The sequence below is a fragment of the Flavihumibacter sp. genome (assembly GCF_036676075.1).
Lineage (GTDB): Bacteria > Bacteroidota > Bacteroidia > Chitinophagales > Chitinophagaceae > Flavihumibacter.
Genome location: NZ_JAKFDQ010000007.1, coordinates 881872 through 902756, shown reverse-complemented (window position 1 = coordinate 902756; position 20885 = coordinate 881872). Strand labels below are relative to the sequence as shown.

General features: G+C 43.1%; 15 protein-coding genes. 10 read left to right on the top strand and 5 right to left on the bottom strand.

The annotated features are described in order from the left end of the window. Positions 1 to 19: 19 nt before the first annotated feature. Positions 20 to 943: a sugar phosphate isomerase/epimerase family protein gene (locus V6M43_RS06720; RefSeq protein WP_332733562.1), complete on the bottom strand. Its 924-nt coding sequence runs from the start codon at positions 941 to 943 to the stop codon at positions 20 to 22. A gap of 80 nt (positions 944 to 1023) precedes the next feature. Between V6M43_RS06720 and V6M43_RS06715 the strand changes: the two genes are divergently transcribed. The 7 genes from V6M43_RS06715 to V6M43_RS06685 all read left to right on the top strand — a co-directional run bounded on the left by V6M43_RS06715 (position 1024) and on the right by V6M43_RS06685 (position 9170). Continuing rightward, entirely contained in the window at positions 1024 to 2298 is a 1275-nt protein-coding gene (locus V6M43_RS06715; protein WP_332733561.1) for an alkaline phosphatase family protein, read from the top strand. Positions 2299 to 2345: 47 nt separating this feature from the next. After that, positions 2346 to 3803: a cardiolipin synthase gene (gene cls / locus V6M43_RS06710; protein ID WP_332733559.1), complete on the top strand. Its 1458-nt coding sequence runs from the start codon at positions 2346 to 2348 to the stop codon at positions 3801 to 3803. Between the two features lie 37 nt (positions 3804 to 3840). Continuing rightward, complete coding sequence (locus tag V6M43_RS06705; protein ID WP_332733557.1) at positions 3841 to 4269, top strand: RrF2 family transcriptional regulator; 429 nt, start codon at positions 3841 to 3843, stop codon at positions 4267 to 4269. A gap of 211 nt (positions 4270 to 4480) precedes the next feature. After that, the gene (locus V6M43_RS06700; RefSeq protein ID WP_332733555.1) at positions 4481 to 7369 is read left to right on the top strand and encodes a TonB-dependent receptor; all 2889 of its coding nucleotides are present in this window, start codon (positions 4481 to 4483) and stop codon (positions 7367 to 7369) included. A 10-nt stretch (positions 7370 to 7379) separates the two neighbouring features. Further along, positions 7380 to 8132, top strand: a complete 753-nt coding sequence (locus tag V6M43_RS06695; RefSeq protein WP_332733553.1) for a DUF2490 domain-containing protein — start codon at positions 7380 to 7382, stop codon at positions 8130 to 8132. Between the two features lie 50 nt (positions 8133 to 8182). Next, positions 8183 to 8464: a hypothetical protein gene (locus V6M43_RS06690; protein ID WP_332733551.1), complete on the top strand. Its 282-nt coding sequence runs from the start codon at positions 8183 to 8185 to the stop codon at positions 8462 to 8464. 184 nt (positions 8465 to 8648) lie between these two features. Next, on the top strand, positions 8649 to 9170 hold the full coding sequence (locus V6M43_RS06685; RefSeq protein ID WP_332733550.1) for a pyridoxamine 5'-phosphate oxidase family protein: 522 nt from the start codon (positions 8649 to 8651) through the stop codon (positions 9168 to 9170). Here the strand turns inward: V6M43_RS06685 and V6M43_RS06680 are convergent. Continuing rightward, on the bottom strand, positions 9167 to 11077 hold the full coding sequence (locus V6M43_RS06680) for an AAA domain-containing protein (protein WP_332733548.1): 1911 nt from the start codon (positions 11075 to 11077) through the stop codon (positions 9167 to 9169). The genes V6M43_RS06685 and V6M43_RS06680 overlap by 4 nt on opposite strands. Positions 11078 to 11314: 237 nt before the next feature. On the opposite strand from V6M43_RS06680, the gene V6M43_RS06675 reads away from it, so the two are divergent. Both V6M43_RS06675 and V6M43_RS06670 read left to right on the top strand, forming a co-directional pair. Beyond that, positions 11315 to 14569 carry a SusC/RagA family TonB-linked outer membrane protein gene (locus V6M43_RS06675; RefSeq protein ID WP_332733546.1) on the top strand — a complete coding sequence of 1085 codons (3255 nt, stop codon included), beginning with the start codon at positions 11315 to 11317 and terminating at the stop codon, positions 14567 to 14569. 36 nt (positions 14570 to 14605) lie between these two features. Then, on the top strand, positions 14606 to 16042 hold the full coding sequence (locus V6M43_RS06670; protein ID WP_332733544.1) for a SusD/RagB family nutrient-binding outer membrane lipoprotein: 1437 nt from the start codon (positions 14606 to 14608) through the stop codon (positions 16040 to 16042). Positions 16043 to 16121: 79 nt separating this feature from the next. On the opposite strand, the gene V6M43_RS06665 is transcribed toward V6M43_RS06670, so the two are convergent. From V6M43_RS06665 to V6M43_RS06655, 3 genes are all read right to left on the bottom strand, one after another. Further along, positions 16122 to 17351 (bottom strand): hypothetical protein, encoded by a 1230-nt coding sequence (locus V6M43_RS06665; RefSeq protein ID WP_332733542.1) that lies wholly within the window; start codon positions 17349 to 17351, stop codon positions 16122 to 16124. Between the two features lie 181 nt (positions 17352 to 17532). Further along, positions 17533 to 18285, bottom strand: a complete 753-nt coding sequence (locus tag V6M43_RS06660) for a LytR/AlgR family response regulator transcription factor (RefSeq protein ID WP_332733540.1) — start codon at positions 18283 to 18285, stop codon at positions 17533 to 17535. A 15-nt stretch (positions 18286 to 18300) separates the two neighbouring features. Further along, a complete protein-coding gene (locus V6M43_RS06655) occupies positions 18301 to 19413 on the bottom strand; it encodes a sensor histidine kinase (RefSeq protein WP_332733538.1) in 1113 nt (370 codons plus the stop codon). A 302-nt stretch (positions 19414 to 19715) separates the two neighbouring features. Here V6M43_RS06655 and V6M43_RS06650 point away from each other — a divergent pair, with 302 nt between their 5' ends. Then, the gene (locus tag V6M43_RS06650; RefSeq protein WP_332733536.1) at positions 19716 to 20885 is read left to right on the top strand and encodes a hypothetical protein; all 1170 of its coding nucleotides are present in this window, start codon (positions 19716 to 19718) and stop codon (positions 20883 to 20885) included.

Below are 20885 nucleotides of genomic sequence, written 5' to 3'. Positions count from 1 at the left end.
GGGAAGATGATAAAATTAATTATTTGAAATGCTTCTTCATCACCACTGGATAATCAGCAAGTGCAAGCTCGGGCTCGGCAATTTCAGGATGCCATAACTTCTCCCACTCAAAACTGTAAAACCCATCATATCCATCCTTCTCCAGAATGGTGATGGCTTGTAATATTGGCACATCCCCTTTTCCGAGGAATGTGTACTGCAGTTTCGCTCCATCAAGTTTAGCATCCTTTACATGTATATGGCGGATATAAGGTTTCAATTCTTTATATACACCTGCAGGGTCTTCCTTAGTAATGGTCCACATATTGGAAACATCCCAAACCAAACCTGCATTTGGATGCTCCACCGCTTTCATTATGCGCACCAGATCGTTGGTACGCACCAGGTCGCCATGGGTTTCCATCAATACAGTAACCCCGCTACCAGCCGCATATTCTGCCAGTTCCTTTAATCCACCGCTGATCAGTTGCATTGTTGCCTCATACTCCTGGTTCTTTGGAAAATTATTAGGGAATACCCTCACATATGGACAATCGATTTGTGCCGCAAGATCAATAAATCTTCTCCCATCATCAAGCTGCTTTTTCCTCTCCGCAACATCCGCAAAATGCAGGGTAGACGAACTCCCTAATCCAACAAAACGCAGACCCTTTTCCTTCATCCGGGCAAGTGTTGCAGCTCTTTTTACCGAAGTATTGAATATAGAACTCTTAACCAGGTCCATTTCCCTCTGTATGCCCCTTACTTCAATACCAGTATATCCATGTGAGTGTGCGAAATCCGTGATCTTATTGAAATCCCAATCCGGGCAACCCAACGTTGAAAAGGCAAGTTTCGGTTGCTTGTTTCCACTGGCGAACAATGGTAGCGCCAGTGATCCCGCCACAAGGCTAAGCCCTGTTCTGAGAAAGCGTTTTCGTGTATATCGTTGTTGTATGATCATATCACCGCGGTTTTGCTGGACCATAATGTTACTTAAATTGGATGAAGGAGGGTACATTTGATCCTATATATTTTACAAACATGTTCGCTTCGATGAACGGCCTCTTTATTTTGGGTCTGTATTTTCTGCTTTCCACCCCACTACTGGCGCAGGATACAGTGCAGCAGGTTGTACAGGGTCGCAGAAATTCCCCACAAACTATTGATAAACCTTATCTCATTATTATTTCCGCTGATGGTTTCCGGTGGGATTATGCCCGCAAATACAATTGCGTCAACTTATTAGCCCTGGCCGCTAGAGGCGTGGAAGCAAAATCTATGCAGCCTGTTTACCCTTCCCTCACCTTTCCCAACCATTATTCTATTATAACCGGCATGTATCCCACGCACCATGGGCTGGTCGATAATTCATTTTATGACAGGAAGAAACAAAGGATATATGCGGTAGGAAATAAAAAGGAGGTTCGCGATAGTTCATGGTATTACGGTATCCCTCTCTGGGAACTGGCTGAGCGCAATGGTATGCTTTCCGCAAGCTCCTATTGGGTAGGATCAGAAAGTAGAATTAATGGGGTTGGACCAACCTATTTTTACAATTACAATGAAGCAATCCCAATTGACAGGCGTATTGAAGTGCTGCAGGAGTGGCTTCTGCTGCCAGAAGATAAAAGACCACATTTGATCAGTTTTTATTTTCCACAGGTTGATCATTATTCGCATTTGCATGGGGTAGATTCAAAACAGGCAATTGATGCAGTGAAATTGGTGGATGAATCTGTTGGAAAGATTGTTTCAACCTGTACAAAAACAGGACTTCCAATCAATTTCATATTTGTTTCGGACCATGGCATGACAAATACAGATACGGCAAATGCGCTGCCCATGCCAATTCAAATTGATACAGCAAGGTTTATAGTACCAAGGGGAGATGCGCTGGTGCATATTTATTCTAAATCGGGCGACCGTACGGAGATCCGGAAACTCTACAAAAACCTGAAGAAGAATGCTGCTAAATTCACCGTATACCGGCCTCAAAAAACACCTAAGTACTGGCATTATCGTGCTGCTTCCGACCACTACAACAGGTTGGGTGATATTCTCCTTGTTCCTGATCCTCCTTTAATGTTCAGCTTTACTGGAAGAACAACGATCGGTAAACATGGGTATGATATTCGCAACAGTGATATGCAGGCGAGTTTTTATGCCTGGGGACCCGCGTTTCGGAAAGGATTGACCATCCCTTCTTTTTCCAACGTACATGTATATCCTATGGCTGCTGAATTGTTGGGTTTGCCGGTTAGTCATAGTATTGATGGGCGACTTAAGGTTTTAAAATCCATCCTCAATTCTCACTGAACGCGCAGAGTTTGCGCGAATTGATTGATATTCATAAAAACATTTCCATGGATTGGTTGCTCCTTGCCCAAATCGTATATGTTCTCATACTGATCGTAGTTTGCGGAAAGATCATCTACGATACTCGTAGTAATGTCAAGACCCTGGCTTACCTGCTGGTTGCGATCTTTATTCCCATTCTCGGTATGCTTTTCTATTTTACTATCGGCATCAATTACCGGAAGCACAAAATGTACAGCAAAAAGATCCTTGATGATAACGATCTTGCCAAACACCTGAAAGAGGATATCCTGCATATATCAGAGAAAGCTTTTGCAAAAGGAGGTTCCGCCGTTCGGGATAATAAAGAACTCGCCGTACTCCTTCTTTCTGATATTAATAGTGCACTTACTGAAGGTAACCATGTAAAACTTTTAGTGAACGGCGAAAAGAAATTCCCCGAAGTGATCAGTGCCCTCAAAGAAGCAAAGCACCATATCCATATTGAATATTATATCTATGATGATGATACCATCGGCAGGGAAATCGAACAGCTGCTAATTCAAAAGGCTAAAGAAGGAGTTGATGTAAGATTTATTTATGATGATTTTGGGAGTCGCTCCCTACGTAAAGGGATGGTGGGAAGGCTGGAAGAGGCTGGCGTAAAATCTTTTCCTTTTTACAGGATACGGTTTATAGCACTGGCTAACCGGATCAACTACCGTAATCACAGGAAGATCATTGTTATTGATGGACAAACCGCCTTTATCGGTGGAATAAATGTCAGCGATAAGTATATCAATCAAAATGGAAATGGTAATACACTTTTTTGGCGCGATACCCATTTACGCATAGATGGTCCGGGTGTGTATTACCTGCAATATTTATTTCTGTGCGACTGGAATTTTTGTGCCGGAAACAGACTTAAACCAGATACCAGCTTTTTCCCTTCCATGGATTCATTTCCCAAAAAAGGTAAGAAATTGGTGCAGATAGCTGCAAGCGGGCCCGATTCAGATATGCCCACCATTTTATTCTCGTTATTGCAAGCCATAAATCTGGCAGAAAAAGAGATCCTGATTACCACCCCCTATTTTATTCCAGGTGAAAGCCTCATGGATGCCTTATGCATTGCTTCTTTGGGAGGATTATCTGTTAAGTTACTTGTGCCTGGTGTTTCAGATTCCAAACTGGTGAATGCCGCTTCCAGTTCCTATTATGAGGAATTGTTGCATGCGGGGGTGGAGATCTATCTCTACCAGAAAGGTTTTGTACATGCCAAAACGCTGGTGGCCGATCGTAAAGTAGCAATTATTGGTACTGCAAATATGGATACCCGTAGCTTCGATCTTAACTTTGAGGTTAATGCGGTAGTATATGATGAAGAACTCGCTAATGAACTGGCCGATGTATTTTACGATGACCTTAAAGATGCAGAGAAGATTGAAAAAGAATCATGGAACCAACGGGGCAGAATGAAAAAACTAACAGAACGAACGGCAAGACTGGTATCTCCACTCTTATAAACTATCTTTTGAACAGACTCATTAATAAAATATCCCTATGCTCTCGCAAAAGGCTAAATATGCATTACAGGCCCTTTCTTACTTAGCCTCACATTATAAGGAAGGACGTCCCGTTTTGATCCAGGAGATATCAGAGCGGAAGCGAATTCCACTTAAATTCCTTCAGGGTATCCTGCTTGAATTGAAGAATGAAGATATACTGATGAGCTACCGGGGAAGGAGCGGAGGCTATATGCTAAGCCATCCTCCGAAAGAAATTACACTTGCACGTATCATACGTATAATTGATGGTCCCATAGCCCTTCTAAGCTGCGTTAGCATGAATTTCTATAAGGCCTGTGAAAACTGTGATGAGAATACCTGCCGCATCAACCCCGTTATGGCAGAAGCCCGCGATGCTATCCTCAAAGTGCTGGAAAAAAGGACAATCAAAGACATTATAGAAGACGGCACACCTCTTCATTAGTTGCCGAAATCTGATGGGCATCAATATTTATTTTCCCAAATATTTGGATTTCTAATAAAGTCTACTAATTTTGTATACTTAAATTTAAATCATGTTCATTACTGCAGATAGTGTACGATGTTGTGGTGGGTTCGCCATTGTTAAAGAGAAATGAGATTTTTTTTATCATAAATGTCTATAAAATCAATAGACTAAATAACTATAAGAATTTATGCGATATATATATACAACCTTTCAACTGCTTATTCTCAATATCCTGCTTGTCACTTCGGTTAATGCACAGGGCTATAACCTGGTTGAGATTGCGGGTACAGTCCTCAACCAGGAATCAGGTCAGCCCGTTTCCGGCGCCAGTATAAATATTAAAGGCACGATCGCAGGAACCATTACCAATAACCAGGGTGACTTCCTTCTTCGAACCAAAGCTAAACTTCCCTTTACATTGGTGATTACATCTATTGGGCATGAACCCCAGGAACTGCTTATCGATGGACCGGCTGCAAAACTTAAAGTGGCCTTATCCACCCAAACCGTTCTTGGGCAGGAAGTGGTAGTTACTGCCTCAAGGGTTGCCGAAAGCATTCTAAAATCACCCGTAGCCATTGAAAAACTTGATATAAGGGCCATCCGCGAAACACCCGCTCCAAGCTTTTATGATGCATTGGCAAACGTGAAAGGGGTGCAGATGACAACCTCAAGCCTCACCTTCAAAGTGCCTAACACCAGGGGTTTTAATATCCCAAATAATTTCCGTTTTATGCAATTGGTTGATGGAGTGGATATGCAGGCTGCAACGCTCGGTGTACCACTGGGAAATGCTATCGGTCCAACTGAATTGGATATTCAAAGTGTTGAGATCACTCCCGGTGCCGCATCAGCGCTGTATGGAATGAATGCCATTAACGGTATGGCTAACCTGCTCACCAAGAGTCCGTTTACCCACCAGGGATTAAGCATATACCAGAAAGTAGGCGTTAACCATGTTGATGGCATTGATCATGCCCCTTCACTCATAACAGAAACTGCTTTCCGTTTTGCAAGGGCTTATAGGAATAAATTTGCCTTCAAAATCAATGGTAGTTATCTCAAAGGGACCGATTGGGTTTCAGGGTCAACTACCGATCAGAATCCTAACAACCTTAATACTGCAAATCCTTCTTTTCCTGAGCTTGCTGGTAGTAATAATCCGGCTTATGATGGCTGGAATAATTATGGGGATGAGAATAATAATGCAGTAACAATAAGGGGTGTTAATTATAATGGAAACTCCAATACCTTTCTTGTCAGGCGTTCCGGATATAAGGAAAAGGACCTCGTGAATCCTTCTGTTGATAACCTAAAGTTCGACGCCGCAGTCCACTATCGCCTAACGGAGAAGGCAGAACTTTCTTATGCATACAGAATAGGTAAAATGGATGGAATATTCCAGCGGGGTAATAAAATTCAATTGGATAATGTTGTGGTGCAAAGCCACCGGCTTGAATGGAAGGGCCACAATTATTTCATCCGGTCTTATGTGAATATTGAAAATACAGGTGATTCCTATAACCTGAAGCCAATGTCAGATAATCTTCAGCTAACGCATCTCTCAAATAATAATTGGGGCGCACGGTTTAAACAATCATTGCAGACTGAACTTGACGCAGGAACAAGTTTGTCAAATGCAATGATTGCTGCCAGACAATTTGCTGACCAGGGAAGATATGAGCCGGGTACTGCAGCTTTCAATAACCTCTTCGATACAATTCGCGGCATCAATAATTGGGATCATAAGAATGCTGGTGTTGCAACAGGTACTTCTACCGGTGGGGCATGGTTATCACAAAAAAGCAGGCTCTATCATATGGACGGACAATGGGATCTGAAAGACAAATTCAAGTTTGCCGACCTCCTCCTGGGTGCTGATATCAGGATTTATGAAGTGATTCCGGATGGCAATAATTTTGTTGATTTTTCACGCCCCGTTGATGATAGAACCACTCCATTAAAGGATGGGAGTTTTGGGAAGAACCAGTATTATAAAAAATTTGGTGGATTTGCCCAACTTACAAAAACCTTCTTTGAAGAAAAGCTTAAAGTTTTTGCTAGTGGAAGGCTTGATTATAATCCGGAGTTCGATCCAAAATTCAATCCCAGGATAGCATTTGTTTATACTGCCGCCGACAAGCATAATTTCCGGGCATCCTGGCAAAACGGATTTCGATTCCCTGCTTTGTTTGAAGCATTATCTTTCGTGAACAATGGCAATGTAAGAAGAGTAGGGGGATTGGAATTTGTAAATGAGGGACTGGGATATTTGGAAAATTCTTACAGCCTTGCATCGGTTAATACATTCAATGCAGAAGTGAATAAAGACGTAAATGCAGGAGCCACACCCGAACAGGCTGCAATAGATAACCGCGATATACTTGTTAAGACAGACCTTTCTCCAACAAGCCCTGAAAGAATCAACTCCTTTGAAATTGGGTATAAATCAGTCCTGCTGAATAATAAACTGGTGATCGATTGGGATGCATACTTTAATATCTATGATGGCTTCCTGGGGCAGGTAGAAGTATCTGTTCCCACTACCGGGAAAGTAGGTACCAACGAAGGCGTTACTGACATGCTCGCCGCTAATCGCTCAAAGCAGGTTAGATACCGGGTGTTTACGAATGCGAAAAATATTTACAGAAACTTCGGTTCATCCCTCGGACTCACCTATAATATTCATGCAAAGTATATGGTTAGCGGTAATCTTAACTATAACAATATCGTAGCTAATAAGGCAAGCGATATTTTTGAGAACGCATTCAATACTCCCCGATGGGCCTCAAACCTGTCTTTAGCTAATCGCGAAGTAATTAAGAATGTTGGGTTTAATATAACCTGGAGATGGCAGGACTCCTTCCTATGGCAAAGTCCGCTTGCCAACGGAGCAATACCCTCCTATCATACTATAGATGCACAGATCAGTGTTAAGATTCCAAAATTACTCTCTACAATTAAATTAGGTGCAGCCAATGCATTCAATCAGCGATATATACAGTATGCGGCCGGCCCTTCCATTGGCGGTCTCTATTATGTAGCTATCACTGTAGATGGGTTGCTGAATAATTAATCTGATCGTTATGAAGTTTTTGATGATCATTATATTGCCGGTAATCCTGGTTTCACCTCTTCGTGCCCAGACAAAAGAAACCGAATCTGTTCATCAACTTTGGGCAGGATATTTCAACCAGCTCCGTTTTACTGATAAGTGGGGTGCCTGGGTTGATATTCATGCCAGAACCCGCGAAGATTATTTTACTGGTTTATCACAGGGAATTGTGCGGGTGGGACTAACGCATTACCTGGCAGATGATCTCAAACTTACAGCAGGGTATGCTTTTGTAAATCATTTCCCTTCCGATAATCACAAAAACATTTCTATGCCAGAACATCGTGCCTGGCAACAGGTACAGTGGCATTCACGATATCCCGCAATCCGGTTAATGCAATGGTTCAGGCTGGAAGAAAGGTGGAGAAGAAATATTCTTAACGATGATAAACTAGGTGACGGCTATAATTTTAATTACCGTGTGCGATACAACTTCTTTTCCCAGTTCCCACTCAGCAAAAAAAGATTTCAGCCTGGTACAGCTTCCTTCGTTGTAAACAATGAGATACATCTGAATTTCGGTAAGCGGATCATCAATAATTATTTTGATCAGAATCGGTTCTTCGCAGGCTTCAATTATCATTTAAACAGCCATGATAATTTGCAGTTCGGGTATATGAATATTTTCCAGCAACTGGCTTCAGGTAATAACTACAAAAGCACCCATGTGGCCAGGTTATTTTATTTCCATAACATGGATCTGCGCCGTAAACAACCCCATTGATTGATTAGGTCGGGCCTGATTATTGTATTTCCTGTAAAAAATACTGGTTTATGAAAAATTCAAATTGGAAGTACATTTTCGCCAGTACAGCACTGGCCTTAGTTAGCTCTGGCCTCTTTGCACAAGAGGTTGATATTGATGCAGTGGAAGTGGAATCATTCTTTGAAAGATACTGGATGTGGATAACAGCGGGTGTAGTTGCACTTCTGCTGATCATATGGGCGGCTTCAAGCGGTAAAAAACCAACGAAAAAGACCACCACAACTACCACCGTTGAAAAGGATGATCTTGGCAATGTTACGCGGGTAGAAAAAACCACTGAAGTGAGGTAATCTCCTTAAATATTATCGTGGAATGCCCCTCGGGTTTGTTTAATGGTGGAATTTAATCAACAATTAAAGGAGTCAGATTCTGTTCGTACGCCCTAATTCTGTATAAATAACTGGCATGAATATTTAAACATTTGGGTACTCATCTGATGGGTGCCCAATTTTTTTACAGTTAAAATCATTTTGTATGAGCAAAAATCAAATGGACAGTTTTGAAAACCTTTCTGACCAGGAAGCGAGGGTTAAACTGAAGGAAATTGCTGAAGACTGCCGCATGTGCATGTTTGTGACCAATCTTTCTTCTGTACCTGCTGCATCCCGTCCTATGAGCATACAGGAGGTGGATGATGAAGGTGCGATCTGGTTCATATCATCCTCCGACAGTGATAAGAATAAAGAGATTGCTGCCGATAACCGGGTACAACTCTACTTCCAGAATAATGGCAGTTCAGAATATCTTTCCATCTATGGAGAAGCTTCAGTATTTACGGATAAAGCCACAAAAGACAAATACTGGACTGAATTTGCCAATGCATGGTTCACAGGCAAAGACGATCCGAAAGTGACTATCATAAAGATCAGGCCCATAGATTGTTATTATTGGGATACAAAGAGCGGGAAATTTATTGCCTTCATGAAAAGATCACTCGCAGCACTTACCGGTGCAGATGTGGATGATGATGGTATCGAAGGGAAACTTAAGATCTAAAATTCCCAGGCACTCACATAGGCATTTTGTTCCTGTGTATAGTTTATCAAATCAGCATAAAAGGGAAAGCTTGCGAGAGTGGCACTATCGCCTACTATTACAAGCTTTTTCTTTGCCCTTGTCATCGCAACATTCATACGCCGCACTTCTGAAAGGAAACCAATAACTGATTCGGCATTAGACCTTGCCAGGCTGATATAAATGATATCTCTTTCCTGTCCCTGAAAACTATCAATAGTGCTTATTGTCATCCTTTGAGAATACGGGGATAATAGATCTGATGAAGCTATCTGATCCTTTAAAATTTCTACCTGATGCCGGTATGGAGATATTATTCCTATGCTCGGATAGGATGTTTTTTCATAATGCAGATTAATATCCTCAACATATAAAGAGAGATGTTTTACAAGGAATGCAGCCTCTTCCGGATTGGAAATACTATTTCCTTCTTTAATCTCTTCAAATCCGCAGCCAGCCGTATCAATAAACAGCATCGGATTATCTTCATGAAATAATATCTCCGACGCAACTGAATCATCTGCCTCCAGTTTGTTGCCATAGAATTCTTTTGAAGGAAATCCTGCTATAGTTGCATGCATACGGTATTGCTTTTGCAACAGTACCACTGCCTCAGAATGTATTTCCACTACTTTTTCCATTAATGTTTTATTCAAACCATTTGATGGTTGTACCGACTTAATGGTTGGCGGCAACTGGTGATGATCACCCGCCATAACCAGTTTTTGTGCTTTTAGTATTGGTATCCAGCAGGCGGGTTCAATTGCCTGTGCCGCTTCATCTATCACCACCGTTTGAAAGCGTCTTGACCTTATTGTGTAATGCGATGCCCCAACCAGCGTAGCGGTTATTACTTCTGCCTTTGAAAGCAGGTCATCAGAAATATATTCTTCTAATCGTTCGATCTCTTGTTGAATGGCTCTTGCCTCAGTAAACAATGCTTTCCGTTGTTCACGTTCAGCCGATCCAAAACTGCGTTTATAGGTATGCGCCATATCACGGAATTCAGAAGCCTGTTTTCGCAACCGTTTAATATCGCGACTATTATGGTGTGTGGCAATTTTTTCGTCAAGCGTCAACCGGAGTAGTTTTTCCTGCACCCGTGCAGGATTCCCGATTCTAACAACATTCAATCCCTCATCCGAAAGTTTCTCACTTATAAGATCCACCGCCGCATTACTGGGCGCTACTACCAATACCTGTCCATTTTCACTCCTCGCCAGTGCCTGTATTACCTGCACCAGGGTAGTGGTTTTGCCTGTTCCTGGCGGACCATGAACCACTGCAATATCTCTGGCGGAAAGGATCTTCTCAACTGCCTCCAGTTGGAACGCATTCAACCTGCCGCTGAGTTTTGCCAGAACACCGGCAATTTCAGGATCATGATGATATTCAGGTTGCTCCATTCCCATAAGTATACGAACCAGGCGGCCCTCTTTAACCTTTTCCATCAAAAGGCTCGCCTGCTTCAGCGCTTGCTGCATTTCCTTATAGCTGTTCTCATCAAATATGGCGTCGATGCCAAGCTTGCCATCCCGACTCCAATCGGGCAGCTCATCCACCCGAAGGGCAACTTTCATCCGGTTGCCACTGATATAAGATATGATTCCCTCCAGCCGGTCATTTTCTGCATCATGGTTTGAGAAAAATGCCACTGACATCCCAAAACGGAACTGGTGCTGGAGTTCCTGGTGCGAGGTGCGCTCGATCTCAATGGTCAGGTAATCTCCCCTGCCCGGTTCACTTGCCTTCAGGGCAATAGGGAACCAGGTCATGCCGTTCTCCCGCTTCTCGCTGATCCGCATATGCCGGGTGAGGGCCTCAAAAGCCACTCGATCTTCCTCCCGCTCCTTGTCCAGCAATGCCTGCAACTGCCTGAAATATTCCATGCCCGCAAAACTATTCCTTTTTTTACCCGTCTGACGCCTGTCCTGACAGGCGTCAGACGGGTAAGTAGTTTAAACTCCAACAATATTTTTGCATGATTTCAATCAAGTTTTGCAGGAATATGCTTGTTCGTTTGGTAAAAACTGCATTTTCTTTGGGCAATGTTTAACAAATTGTTAAATTGTTTCCTTATTCCTCTTTCTTGAGGAGCATTTTTTTACCTAACTAACAACTAACAAATGAGAAAAATCATCATGATGGTTTTTGTCCTGCTATTGGGCGTATGCGCCGTATTTGCGCAGCAGCTCAGGTACACAGGAAAACTAAAAAGCAAGGATGGCACCCCCATCTCCAATGCTACGGTGAAAGTTAAAGGAACCACAACAGGTGTTGCAACCGCTGCCGATGGTTCCTTTTCTATTAGTGCCAGTTCCGGCGATGTATTGGAAATCACTTCCATCGGAATGGCACCCACAGAAATCAGGCTCTCGGGTAACAACAACCTCGGCGATCTGAGTGTCGACATGAGCCGTAGTGATCTCGAAGAAGTGGTGGTTACCGCTTTTGGTATCAAGCGCGAGAAAAAAGCACTTGGTTATGCCATCCAGGAAGTAAAAGGCGAAGACCTAACTCTGGCTAAGTCGGTGGATATCAGTAACTCCCTCGCCGGTAAAGTTGCGGGTGTGAAACTGATAGGCTCACCGAGCTCTTCTTTTGATAACGCTACCGTTATTATAAGGGGCGTTACCGGACTTGGACTCGCTTCCCCAATTTTTGTTGTAGATGGAACGGTTACTGACCAAAGTGCCGTGATCATGGACAACGTGGAAAGCTTGTCTGTACTGAAAGGACCTGCCGCTACCGCACTCTATGGTAACCGCGCCCAGAATGGCGTTGTGGTTATCACCACCAAGAAAGGTACCCGTGGTAAGCGCACTTCCGTTGATGTAAACCTGGGTGTTACCTCCGAAGCCCTCGCCATAATTCCTCCTTACCAGAATGAATACGCAGGTGGTTATGCCTCCTCCGCCAATACAAGAGGAAGTTATGACGAACAGGGATTTGCCATCTTCAAATACAACCCTGCCCGTCATGACCCTTCATGGGAAATTTTCGACGGACAAAAAATGCTCGAATATGGTGCCGATGAAAGCTGGGGCCCTAAAATGGATGGTACCCTCTATCGCCCCTATTATAGCTGGTATCCCGGTGAAGATTGGGGTATCCAGGTGCCTCTTACCCCGCAGCCAAATAACGTGAAGGACTTCTTCCAGCGCGGCCGTAACCTGAATAACTCTATCGCTTTCTCCAGCGGGGCGGATAATTTCAACTTCCGCATGACTTATGCTAACGTTGACCGGACCCTGATCTTGCCCGGGGCAAAAAGAGTTCAGCATCAACTGGGATTGAATGGCTCCTACGATATAGGCAATTACATCACCCTTTCTTCAGATGTTGCCTATACCACCCATGATACAAAAGGAAAACCACTGGAGGGATACCGTCTCGATGGTCTGAATATCACACAGAACTTCAACCAATGGTTTCAGCGCCAGCTCGACATGAAGAAGATGCAGAAGTACCGTAATGATGATGGTTCTCTCAATTCATGGAATATCGGTGACCCTAATGGATCAAGCGATATCAATGTTTACGGAAGACCAGCTTATTGGGATAACCCATATTTTGTTCTTCGCGAAAACTTCGGCACACAAAAACACAACAGACTGGTAGGAAATATTGGAATGAAGATCAAGTTCACAAAAAATCTTACCCTTCAATCCTATGCCAGGATGAGCCAGTATAGCAATGAAGATGATTTCCGTATTGCAACTGGTGGCCTCCAATTGGATAGTTACGAGATAACCCAAAACCAGTCAAAGGAAATGAACTATGAAACCAACCTCCTGTACAGCAACAGGTTTGGTGATTTCTCGGTAGATGCGATGGCTGGAGCTAACCGCAGGCAGGAATTCTTTTCGCAGGTATATAATGCAACAGTTGGCGGATTGAGTTCACCAAATTACTTTGATCTCGCTGCTTCTATTTCACGTCCAACAGTTACCCGTGGTTATTCGAAGCGCCGTGTAAACAGCTTATATGGCCGCTTTACAGTTGGATACAAAGATTTCCTGTTTATTGACGGAACGCTGAGAAATGACTTTTCTTCTTCTCTCCCTAAAGACAATAACAGCTATCTCTATCCTTCTATAAGCACCAGCTTTATCTTCACTGAACTGCTGGATGCAAGCGCTATAACCAACGTTATCACCTTCGGTAAGTTAAGAGCTTCCTATGCACAGGTTGGTAATGACCTTACTCCCCATACACTTGATATCGCTCTGAACAATGGTTCTTTCTATGGTTCCAATTCTTCTGTAGCAGTTGGAAACCAGTTCAGGAATGCACAAACAATCCGCCCGGCGCTGACCAAGTCATGGGAGGTAGGTGCTGAACTTCGTTTGTTCAACAGGGTTGGACTTGATTTTGCGCTCTATGAGAACAACAACGTTGACCAGATACTTTCACTTGATGTATCGTCTTCAAGCGGATTCAGTACTGCCCAGGTGAATGCCGGAAACATCATCAGTCGCGGTGTGGAAGTTTCCCTCAGCGGAACTGCTGTAAAGACCCGCAAATTCAGTTGGGATGTTGTGCTCAACTGGGCCAGCAACAGCAATGAAGTAAAAGAACTGTATGGCGATCAGCAAACTTATCTCTATGCAACCAACCGTTATGATACCCGCCTCGAGCATCGTGTAGGTGGAGAGTGGGGTACTTACGTTGGACGTAAATGGAGAAGAGATGATCAGGGAAGAGTGATCATAAATTATTCCAAGAATGCAGCAGGTGTTGAGTCTTCTACCGGTTTGCCGGAGTATGATATCAACCAGGAGATCGGACAGGTACTTCCAAAGTGGACAGGTGGAATGTACAATACTTTCCGGTTCATGGATTTTGATCTCGCTTTCTCAATTGATTTCCAGAACGGTGGACTGTTCTATTCTGAAACGAGAAACTTCAATACAGGTGCTGGTCTCTCTGAAGAAACAGTTGGGATCAATGATAAGGGTAATGACTGGAGAGAATTCCCCGGCTCTTATACTTTCGCCGGTGGTAATACTGGTACTGGTGGTATCCGTATTGATGGTGTATTCAATGATGGTAAAGGCACTCCCAATAACCGTTATGTTCCAGCCCGTACTTACTGGTATACAGCACGTCAGCGTGATGCCGGTGAAGTACTTCTGGATGCATCCTATATCAAACTGAGGGAAGTAAGACTGGGATACAATATTCCAAAATCAATCCTCTCTAAAATTGGAGCTGTTAAGTCGGCAAACTTTGGCGTGATGGTTCAGAACGCATGGCTCATCTGGGCTACTACAAAGAAGTATGGTGTTGACCCATCAGAGCTGGAAGTTTTCTACCGCGAAGGTGGTCAGTTATCCGCAACAAGACAAATAGGCGCTAACCTCCGTATCGGATTTTAATTGCGGGCATTCGCGTATCAATAAAAAATACCAAGTATGAAAAAAATATTAATAGTCATTGCTTTTTTCAGTGCAATGGCAGGTTGTAAGAAGTTTGATGATATCAATATCTCGCCGGTATTGCTCACTGAAGCAAAAACCCGCGCGTTACTTACAAATGCTATCCAAAGCATCCCTACCTTAACAATGGGTAATGATGCCGCAGGAAGGCTGGGTGCCCTTTATGTACAGCACCTTGCAGAGGGACCATATCCTGCTTCCTCTCTCTATTCTGACAGGACCCTCAACTTCGCTAACTTTTATATCGGGCCTCTGTATAACCTGCAGACCATCATTAACTACAATAATGAAGGACGTCCGGAAGCGGAGAATAATGGAAGTGCAAATAACCAGATAGCTGTAGCACGCATCCTCAAGGCTTATTATTTCCTGCAGATGACAGACAAATGGGGTGATATCCCTTACAGCGAAGCACTGCAGGGTGATAAGAACTTCGCTCCTAAATATGATAAGCAGGAAGATATTTATGCTGATCTTTTTAATGAACTCACCGAGGCAGTTGCACAGATCAACGAAAGTGAAGCCCCGGTACAGGGTGATGTTTTGTTGAATGGTGATATGGCAGCCTGGAAGCGTTTTGCTAATACCCAGCGTATGATCATGGCGCTGCGCCTCTCCCATGTTGACCCTGTAAAAGGAAAAGCTGAATACGCAGCTGCTGTTGCGGCCGGTGTTATAAGCTCAAATGCTGAGAATATCTCCTACCAGTTTGTGGCAGGCGATCCAAATAACTTCAACCCATGGTATAACAACTATGATATAAGTTTCAGGAACGATTACGCACTCAGTAATACCTTGGTTGATTATATGGTAGCCAACGACGACCCACGCTTACCAGTTTATGGGGAAGTGATAGGTGGGGAAGTGATTGGACTTCCTTATGGCCGGGTGCAGGCAGTTCAGATACCTGCAGTTTATAGCAGGATCGGTTATGCTTTCCGTTCAGAAGATTCTGAATTGCCCATTTTCAACTATGCACAGGTTCTCTTTATGGAAGCAGAAGCTGCCAAGATTAATTATACTGCAGGCGGCGATGTTGATGCGGCCGCTAAGTACCTGGCTGCTATCAAAGCTTCCTTTGAGCAGAATGGAGTTTACTCTGATGCGACTTATGCTGCCTATATCGCCAAGCCAGAAGTGGTTTACACTCCTGCTGAGGCAATAGAAAAGATCATCACCCAGAAATGGGTTCATGGTTTCCTGAACAGCTGGGAAGTATGGGCCGACTGGAGAAGAACCGGTTTCCCTGTTCTTACCCCTGCCCAGGATGCAACTGATTCAAGAGGTATTCCTCTTCGTATTGGATACCCATCGGCCGAGTCTGCCCTTAATAAGGTAAACTATACAGAAGCCGTATCCCGACTGGATGGTGGTAAGGACGAAAACTACAGTAAGATGTGGTGGATGCCATAATTATTCAGTGTGTAAATATGAAGGGCGTATCCGAAAGGATGCGCCCTTTTTTTGACCTCAGAATCTTTGTCACTTCTGCTTATCGCTTGAAATACGAAAAGGGGATAGATGCTAGTGCCATAAATATCTTCCATTGTTCAGGCGTTAACTCCTGGTAAGCAAAAGCCTTTACCGGCGCATCTTTTCCAATGGTCATCAAAGCCGGGTATTCTTCGATGTAAATCATCTTTGCCTGCATGTCCGATAAGCTCTGCATGCGGAATTGCTTATCTTTTGTTTTACCCCATATGGTTAAACCAGACCCTACAGAGAAGTTTTTCCATTTATCATTTAATGTGCCAATAGTGCTGCTGTCTTTCCCATCCCAATATTGCGTATGATCCAGGTTGCTCTTTGGTGAAGGATCATACGAAAGAGTAAACCAACCTACTGTATCCTGCCCAACCATGATAAACTGGTTCTCATTTGGGTCAGTATATCTTTCAGCAGCGCCATAATCACCTGCTTCTGTAGATACAGATTTTGATCCGTCATCGTTCTTAGTTTTTTCCACCGTTCTTTCTGCCGTTACTATCTCCTTGTAATCAATTACACACGTTATTGTATCGTTTCCTGATACAAATGGGAAAATAGCCCGGTAATCTGCCGATTTAGATTTGCTGATACCAACCCCCGTTATCAGGCTGATGGCTCCGGAGGCGGCATTTCCAGCTCTATTGGGCCGCCGGCGTGTTTGGATGATCTTATGTGGAAGAGGAGATAATTCAAATGAATCCAATTCCCTTATTGCTCCGGTCAGTATTCCTTTTGAGGAGTATATACAGGCGGGTGAAAGATAAAGTTCATGCGGGGCTATGTCGACGGGCTGAAAGATCCATGACGCAATACTATCAAATGCGCTGATATAGGCGGCAGGGTGGGCGGGTAGTTTAGTGAGTATAACCTGCCCTTCAGGTGCTCTATTCCGGTGAATATCCACCGTAAACATTTTATCAAGTAGGGCAGATCCATTCGCCCCATCAATGATCCTGCAATTGATCTCAATACTGCTGGATTGAACAACTGCATTATCTGAAATGCCTGGTTGGAAGAGAATGCGTTCAAAAATCTGGAGGAATAAATATAAAGATGTCTCCTTCTTTTCTTTCACCTCTGTTTTAAACTTCGGATATTCCTGGAAGGGATTCAATTTCTTAACGGTAAGGTTAAATGCCGTACTGCTGCTCTGGTAATGATTCGAAATTGCTTTCGCAAATATGCTTTCCACCTGCTTTTTATAGGACTCTTCCTGCAAGAGTACTACCGGCATCGAAGCTGGATTTTTAGCCCAGTAGTATTCAAATCGTTGAACTTCGAGTTTTCGTTCCTGTGCATGAAGCGGAGGTAGATTGCATAAAAAGCAATAGAAAAGGACGCAGTAAGCCACCACTTTTTTCCAATTGGTTAAGTTAGATAATAGCCTGTGTAAGTAAGAATATGAGCTAAACATTTTAATGTTTTTTAAGTCCAAGTTTTTCAAGAAGATTATCCTTCTTCGACTTACTAACCGCAAGTTTTTCGCCGGTTCTTAGAACAACATTTCCCCCGTCCGTTCTTAAGAATTGAAGAATGTAGTTCAGATTTACGAGTGTTGAATGATGTATCCGCTGGAACATCTCGGGCGGTAATAATTCTTCTATATCACCTAATGTTTTGGAGATAAGCATGGCCTTCTTGTCGGCAATAAAAATCTTTGTATAGGCTCCTTCTGCATAACAATAGACAATCGATGACACATCTACAAATTCATATCCTTCCCGCTGTGGCAGTGCAATTTTTTGATTCCCCGATGGCTTACGTATGTTCTCCAGGAATGTATTGATATGCTGTAATCCATTTCCTGAATTCATTTTATTCTCCACCTTCCTCACCGCTTCCTGTAGATCCGCTGAATCAATAGGTTTCAATAAATAATCAATGGCACTTATCCGGAACGCCCTTGCTGCAAATTCATCATGGGCAGTGGTGAAGATGATAGAGAAATCAACCTCCTCCAATATCTCCAGCATTTCAAATCCACTCATCCATGGCATCTGCACATCCAGGAAAACAAGATCAGGATGATGTTTTTTGATAGATAATATTCCTTCCTTCCCATTCGAACAGCTATCCACAATACTCACGGATGGACAATATTTTTTCAGATCGTTCTGAAGCGATTTCAGGCAATGTTGCTCGTCATCTATAAGAATAGCTCGTATCATTCTGATCAGTGCTTATTATTCTTCTGAAAACGATAAAACCACTTTCGTCCCTTTACCGCCACCGGCAACGGTTTCCTTATCAGTAATGGTGAGTCCCCCCTTCCGGTGCTTTAATAAATTATCCAGTTTCAGACGCGACGCTGTCAAGGCAATCCCTTTGCTCGTATGTGTGGGATTGGCAGGTGTTATATTCTGCATCGATAGTTTTCTTCCGATCCCATCATCCTCCACTATTATCTCTACTTCGTTGTTATTCTTCTCCACCCGCAGACTTATATGTCCCTTGTTATTTTTCGGTATTATTCCATGCCAGATGGCATTCTCAATAAATGGCTGGATAATGAGTGCTGGTACCTGCACCGATTTGAGATCTATATTTTCCGCAACATTAACTTCATAGGAAAATTTTTCATCAAAGCGCATTGACTCCAGCTGCAAATACAGTTTGCAGGTTTCGATCTCATCAAATAGCGTGATCTCTTTTTTGTCAGAATTGTTGATGAGGGTACGCATCAGTTTTGAAAAGGTGGTCAGGTAAACAATACTTTCTTCAATGCGATTTTCCTGTATCAGGGATTTGATAGAATTCATGCTGTTAAAGATGAAATGCGGGTTCATCTGTGCACGCAATGCTTTGGATTCCTCTTCTGCCTTTTTCAGCTTATAAGCTGTTTTTAATCGCTCTTCTTTGCGCACCCTTCTTACATAGTGAAAGAGAAAATAGATCAGTGTCCAGCCCGACAAAGTCAATAGTACAAGGAAAAGGTTGAAGAAAAATGCTTCATTCAAGGAAGGAAACCAGAATCCTTCACCTCTGTTTTTGACCTTCCATAATCCAAGATTCACCATTATGGTCATCCAGATTCCCGTTCCAAAAATTGAAACAGCAAGATTGATTAATGTTAATTGTATTATTTGTTTAGAAAACTTTTTCTTGAAAATTCCACGCGACTTAATGATCGTTTTGATTAGGTGGGAGGTTATGATCCCAAAAGCAATGACAGTTGCCGCAATGGGAGCAAAATATTTACTATCGTGGTATATCCTGTCGTTAAAGAAGAAAAGTACCACTGTAAATATGATCCAGCCTGCAAGCTGGTATTTCCAATAGAAGGATAATCTTTTCATGCCCTTATTAAGTTACCAAGATTTTTCTGATTATTCTTTGCTCAAACAATTTAGGTCTTCGGGGGAGCCCTGCCAGAGCAGAGTTGGCAACTGCGCGTTTCCGGTTGATAATTGCCTCAATCCAGCCCATAACCCCACTTATTCAATTTAAAACTGCCCGAACAACCAGTTCTCAATCAGATAAGGTAGGGTATACAATAAGCACGTAAACCCGCTAACTGCTGGTTGACTTCCGTTCTGTCAGCATATACTTTTGACTTCATCAGCCGGTTTCTTATTTCATAACCCCTAAACCTTGAACGATGAAATCATTATTATCATTACTACTCACGATCCTTCTGGAGACCGGGTATGCACAATCATTGTCAGCTGAAAGCCCTGCCTGTAAGATTGAGTTGATAACCACCAGCGGAAACCGTTTTGTGGGATGGTTGATTGAGATTGAAGATAGTTTAATCGATGCCCATCCCGGCAAAAGGCAGGAATTCAAAGAGGGTAAATCGCATAAGCCGGCGAGGTTTTATTTTAATAGGATTAAAAGCATTAAGATCCTGCAGACCAGATCTTCCCGGAAGGATTGGGAGGGTACTAAAAAATTTGTAATCAATGCCGACTTAAAATCATTCGAAGAATTCAGACACAGGATTACAATGTTTCGATCAGCCGCTGGAATTCCTTACAAATGCGGGAGATTGAATTTTATCGTATCGCCCCGTATGAAGAAAATTGATCCCGCATTTCTGAGTTTCCAGATGCAGGTAAGGTTGATGCGGATATTTCATGGCAAAAAACTTTACCTGGTTACGGCAGCAAGTTCAGCTGATGCTGTTAAAAAGATAAAAACCATATTGGAAAAAGAGAAAGCAATGATCGGGAACCTCTGGTTCGACAGCCATGGTAAATATGCCAGTCGGAAATCGCTTTTCTCTATTGGCAAGGAAGATTTTACTTATGCAGCCATTAAGGATGGCATGGCCACTCACCATCTGAAAGAGCTTTCAGCCTATTGCGATACCACCACACAGGTTGGTATAGGGTCCTGTTATGGAGGCGCCACTTTTACCCTGCCTGCCATTGAAGATTTCCCTGCTCAAAGAATGAATGGCGACTCACTGATGATCGGCATGAGCAGGCTCCTTGGCAATGCAACGGTATATGCCTGTGAAAGTTTTGTAATGACCGGACCAGGCCTCCTGAATGTCAACTACTCCTTATGCGGAACCCCCGCCCGAAAAAAATACAAGGATCCACTTTACAGTCCAGTTTGGGAAAGGGCTGGCGAATGGAACAGGTATTCTGGTAAGAGCGGCAGCTTTGGCACACCTGTTTCAGTTACCCTTCGGCACGATGGTACCATTGGCGTAAAAGACCAGCGATACCTCCAGATTAAAAAGAACAAAGAGAAACTTAACAGGAATCTGAAAAAATTCAGGTCCGGAAATTATAATATCGCACTTCTTTACAGGAGTTAG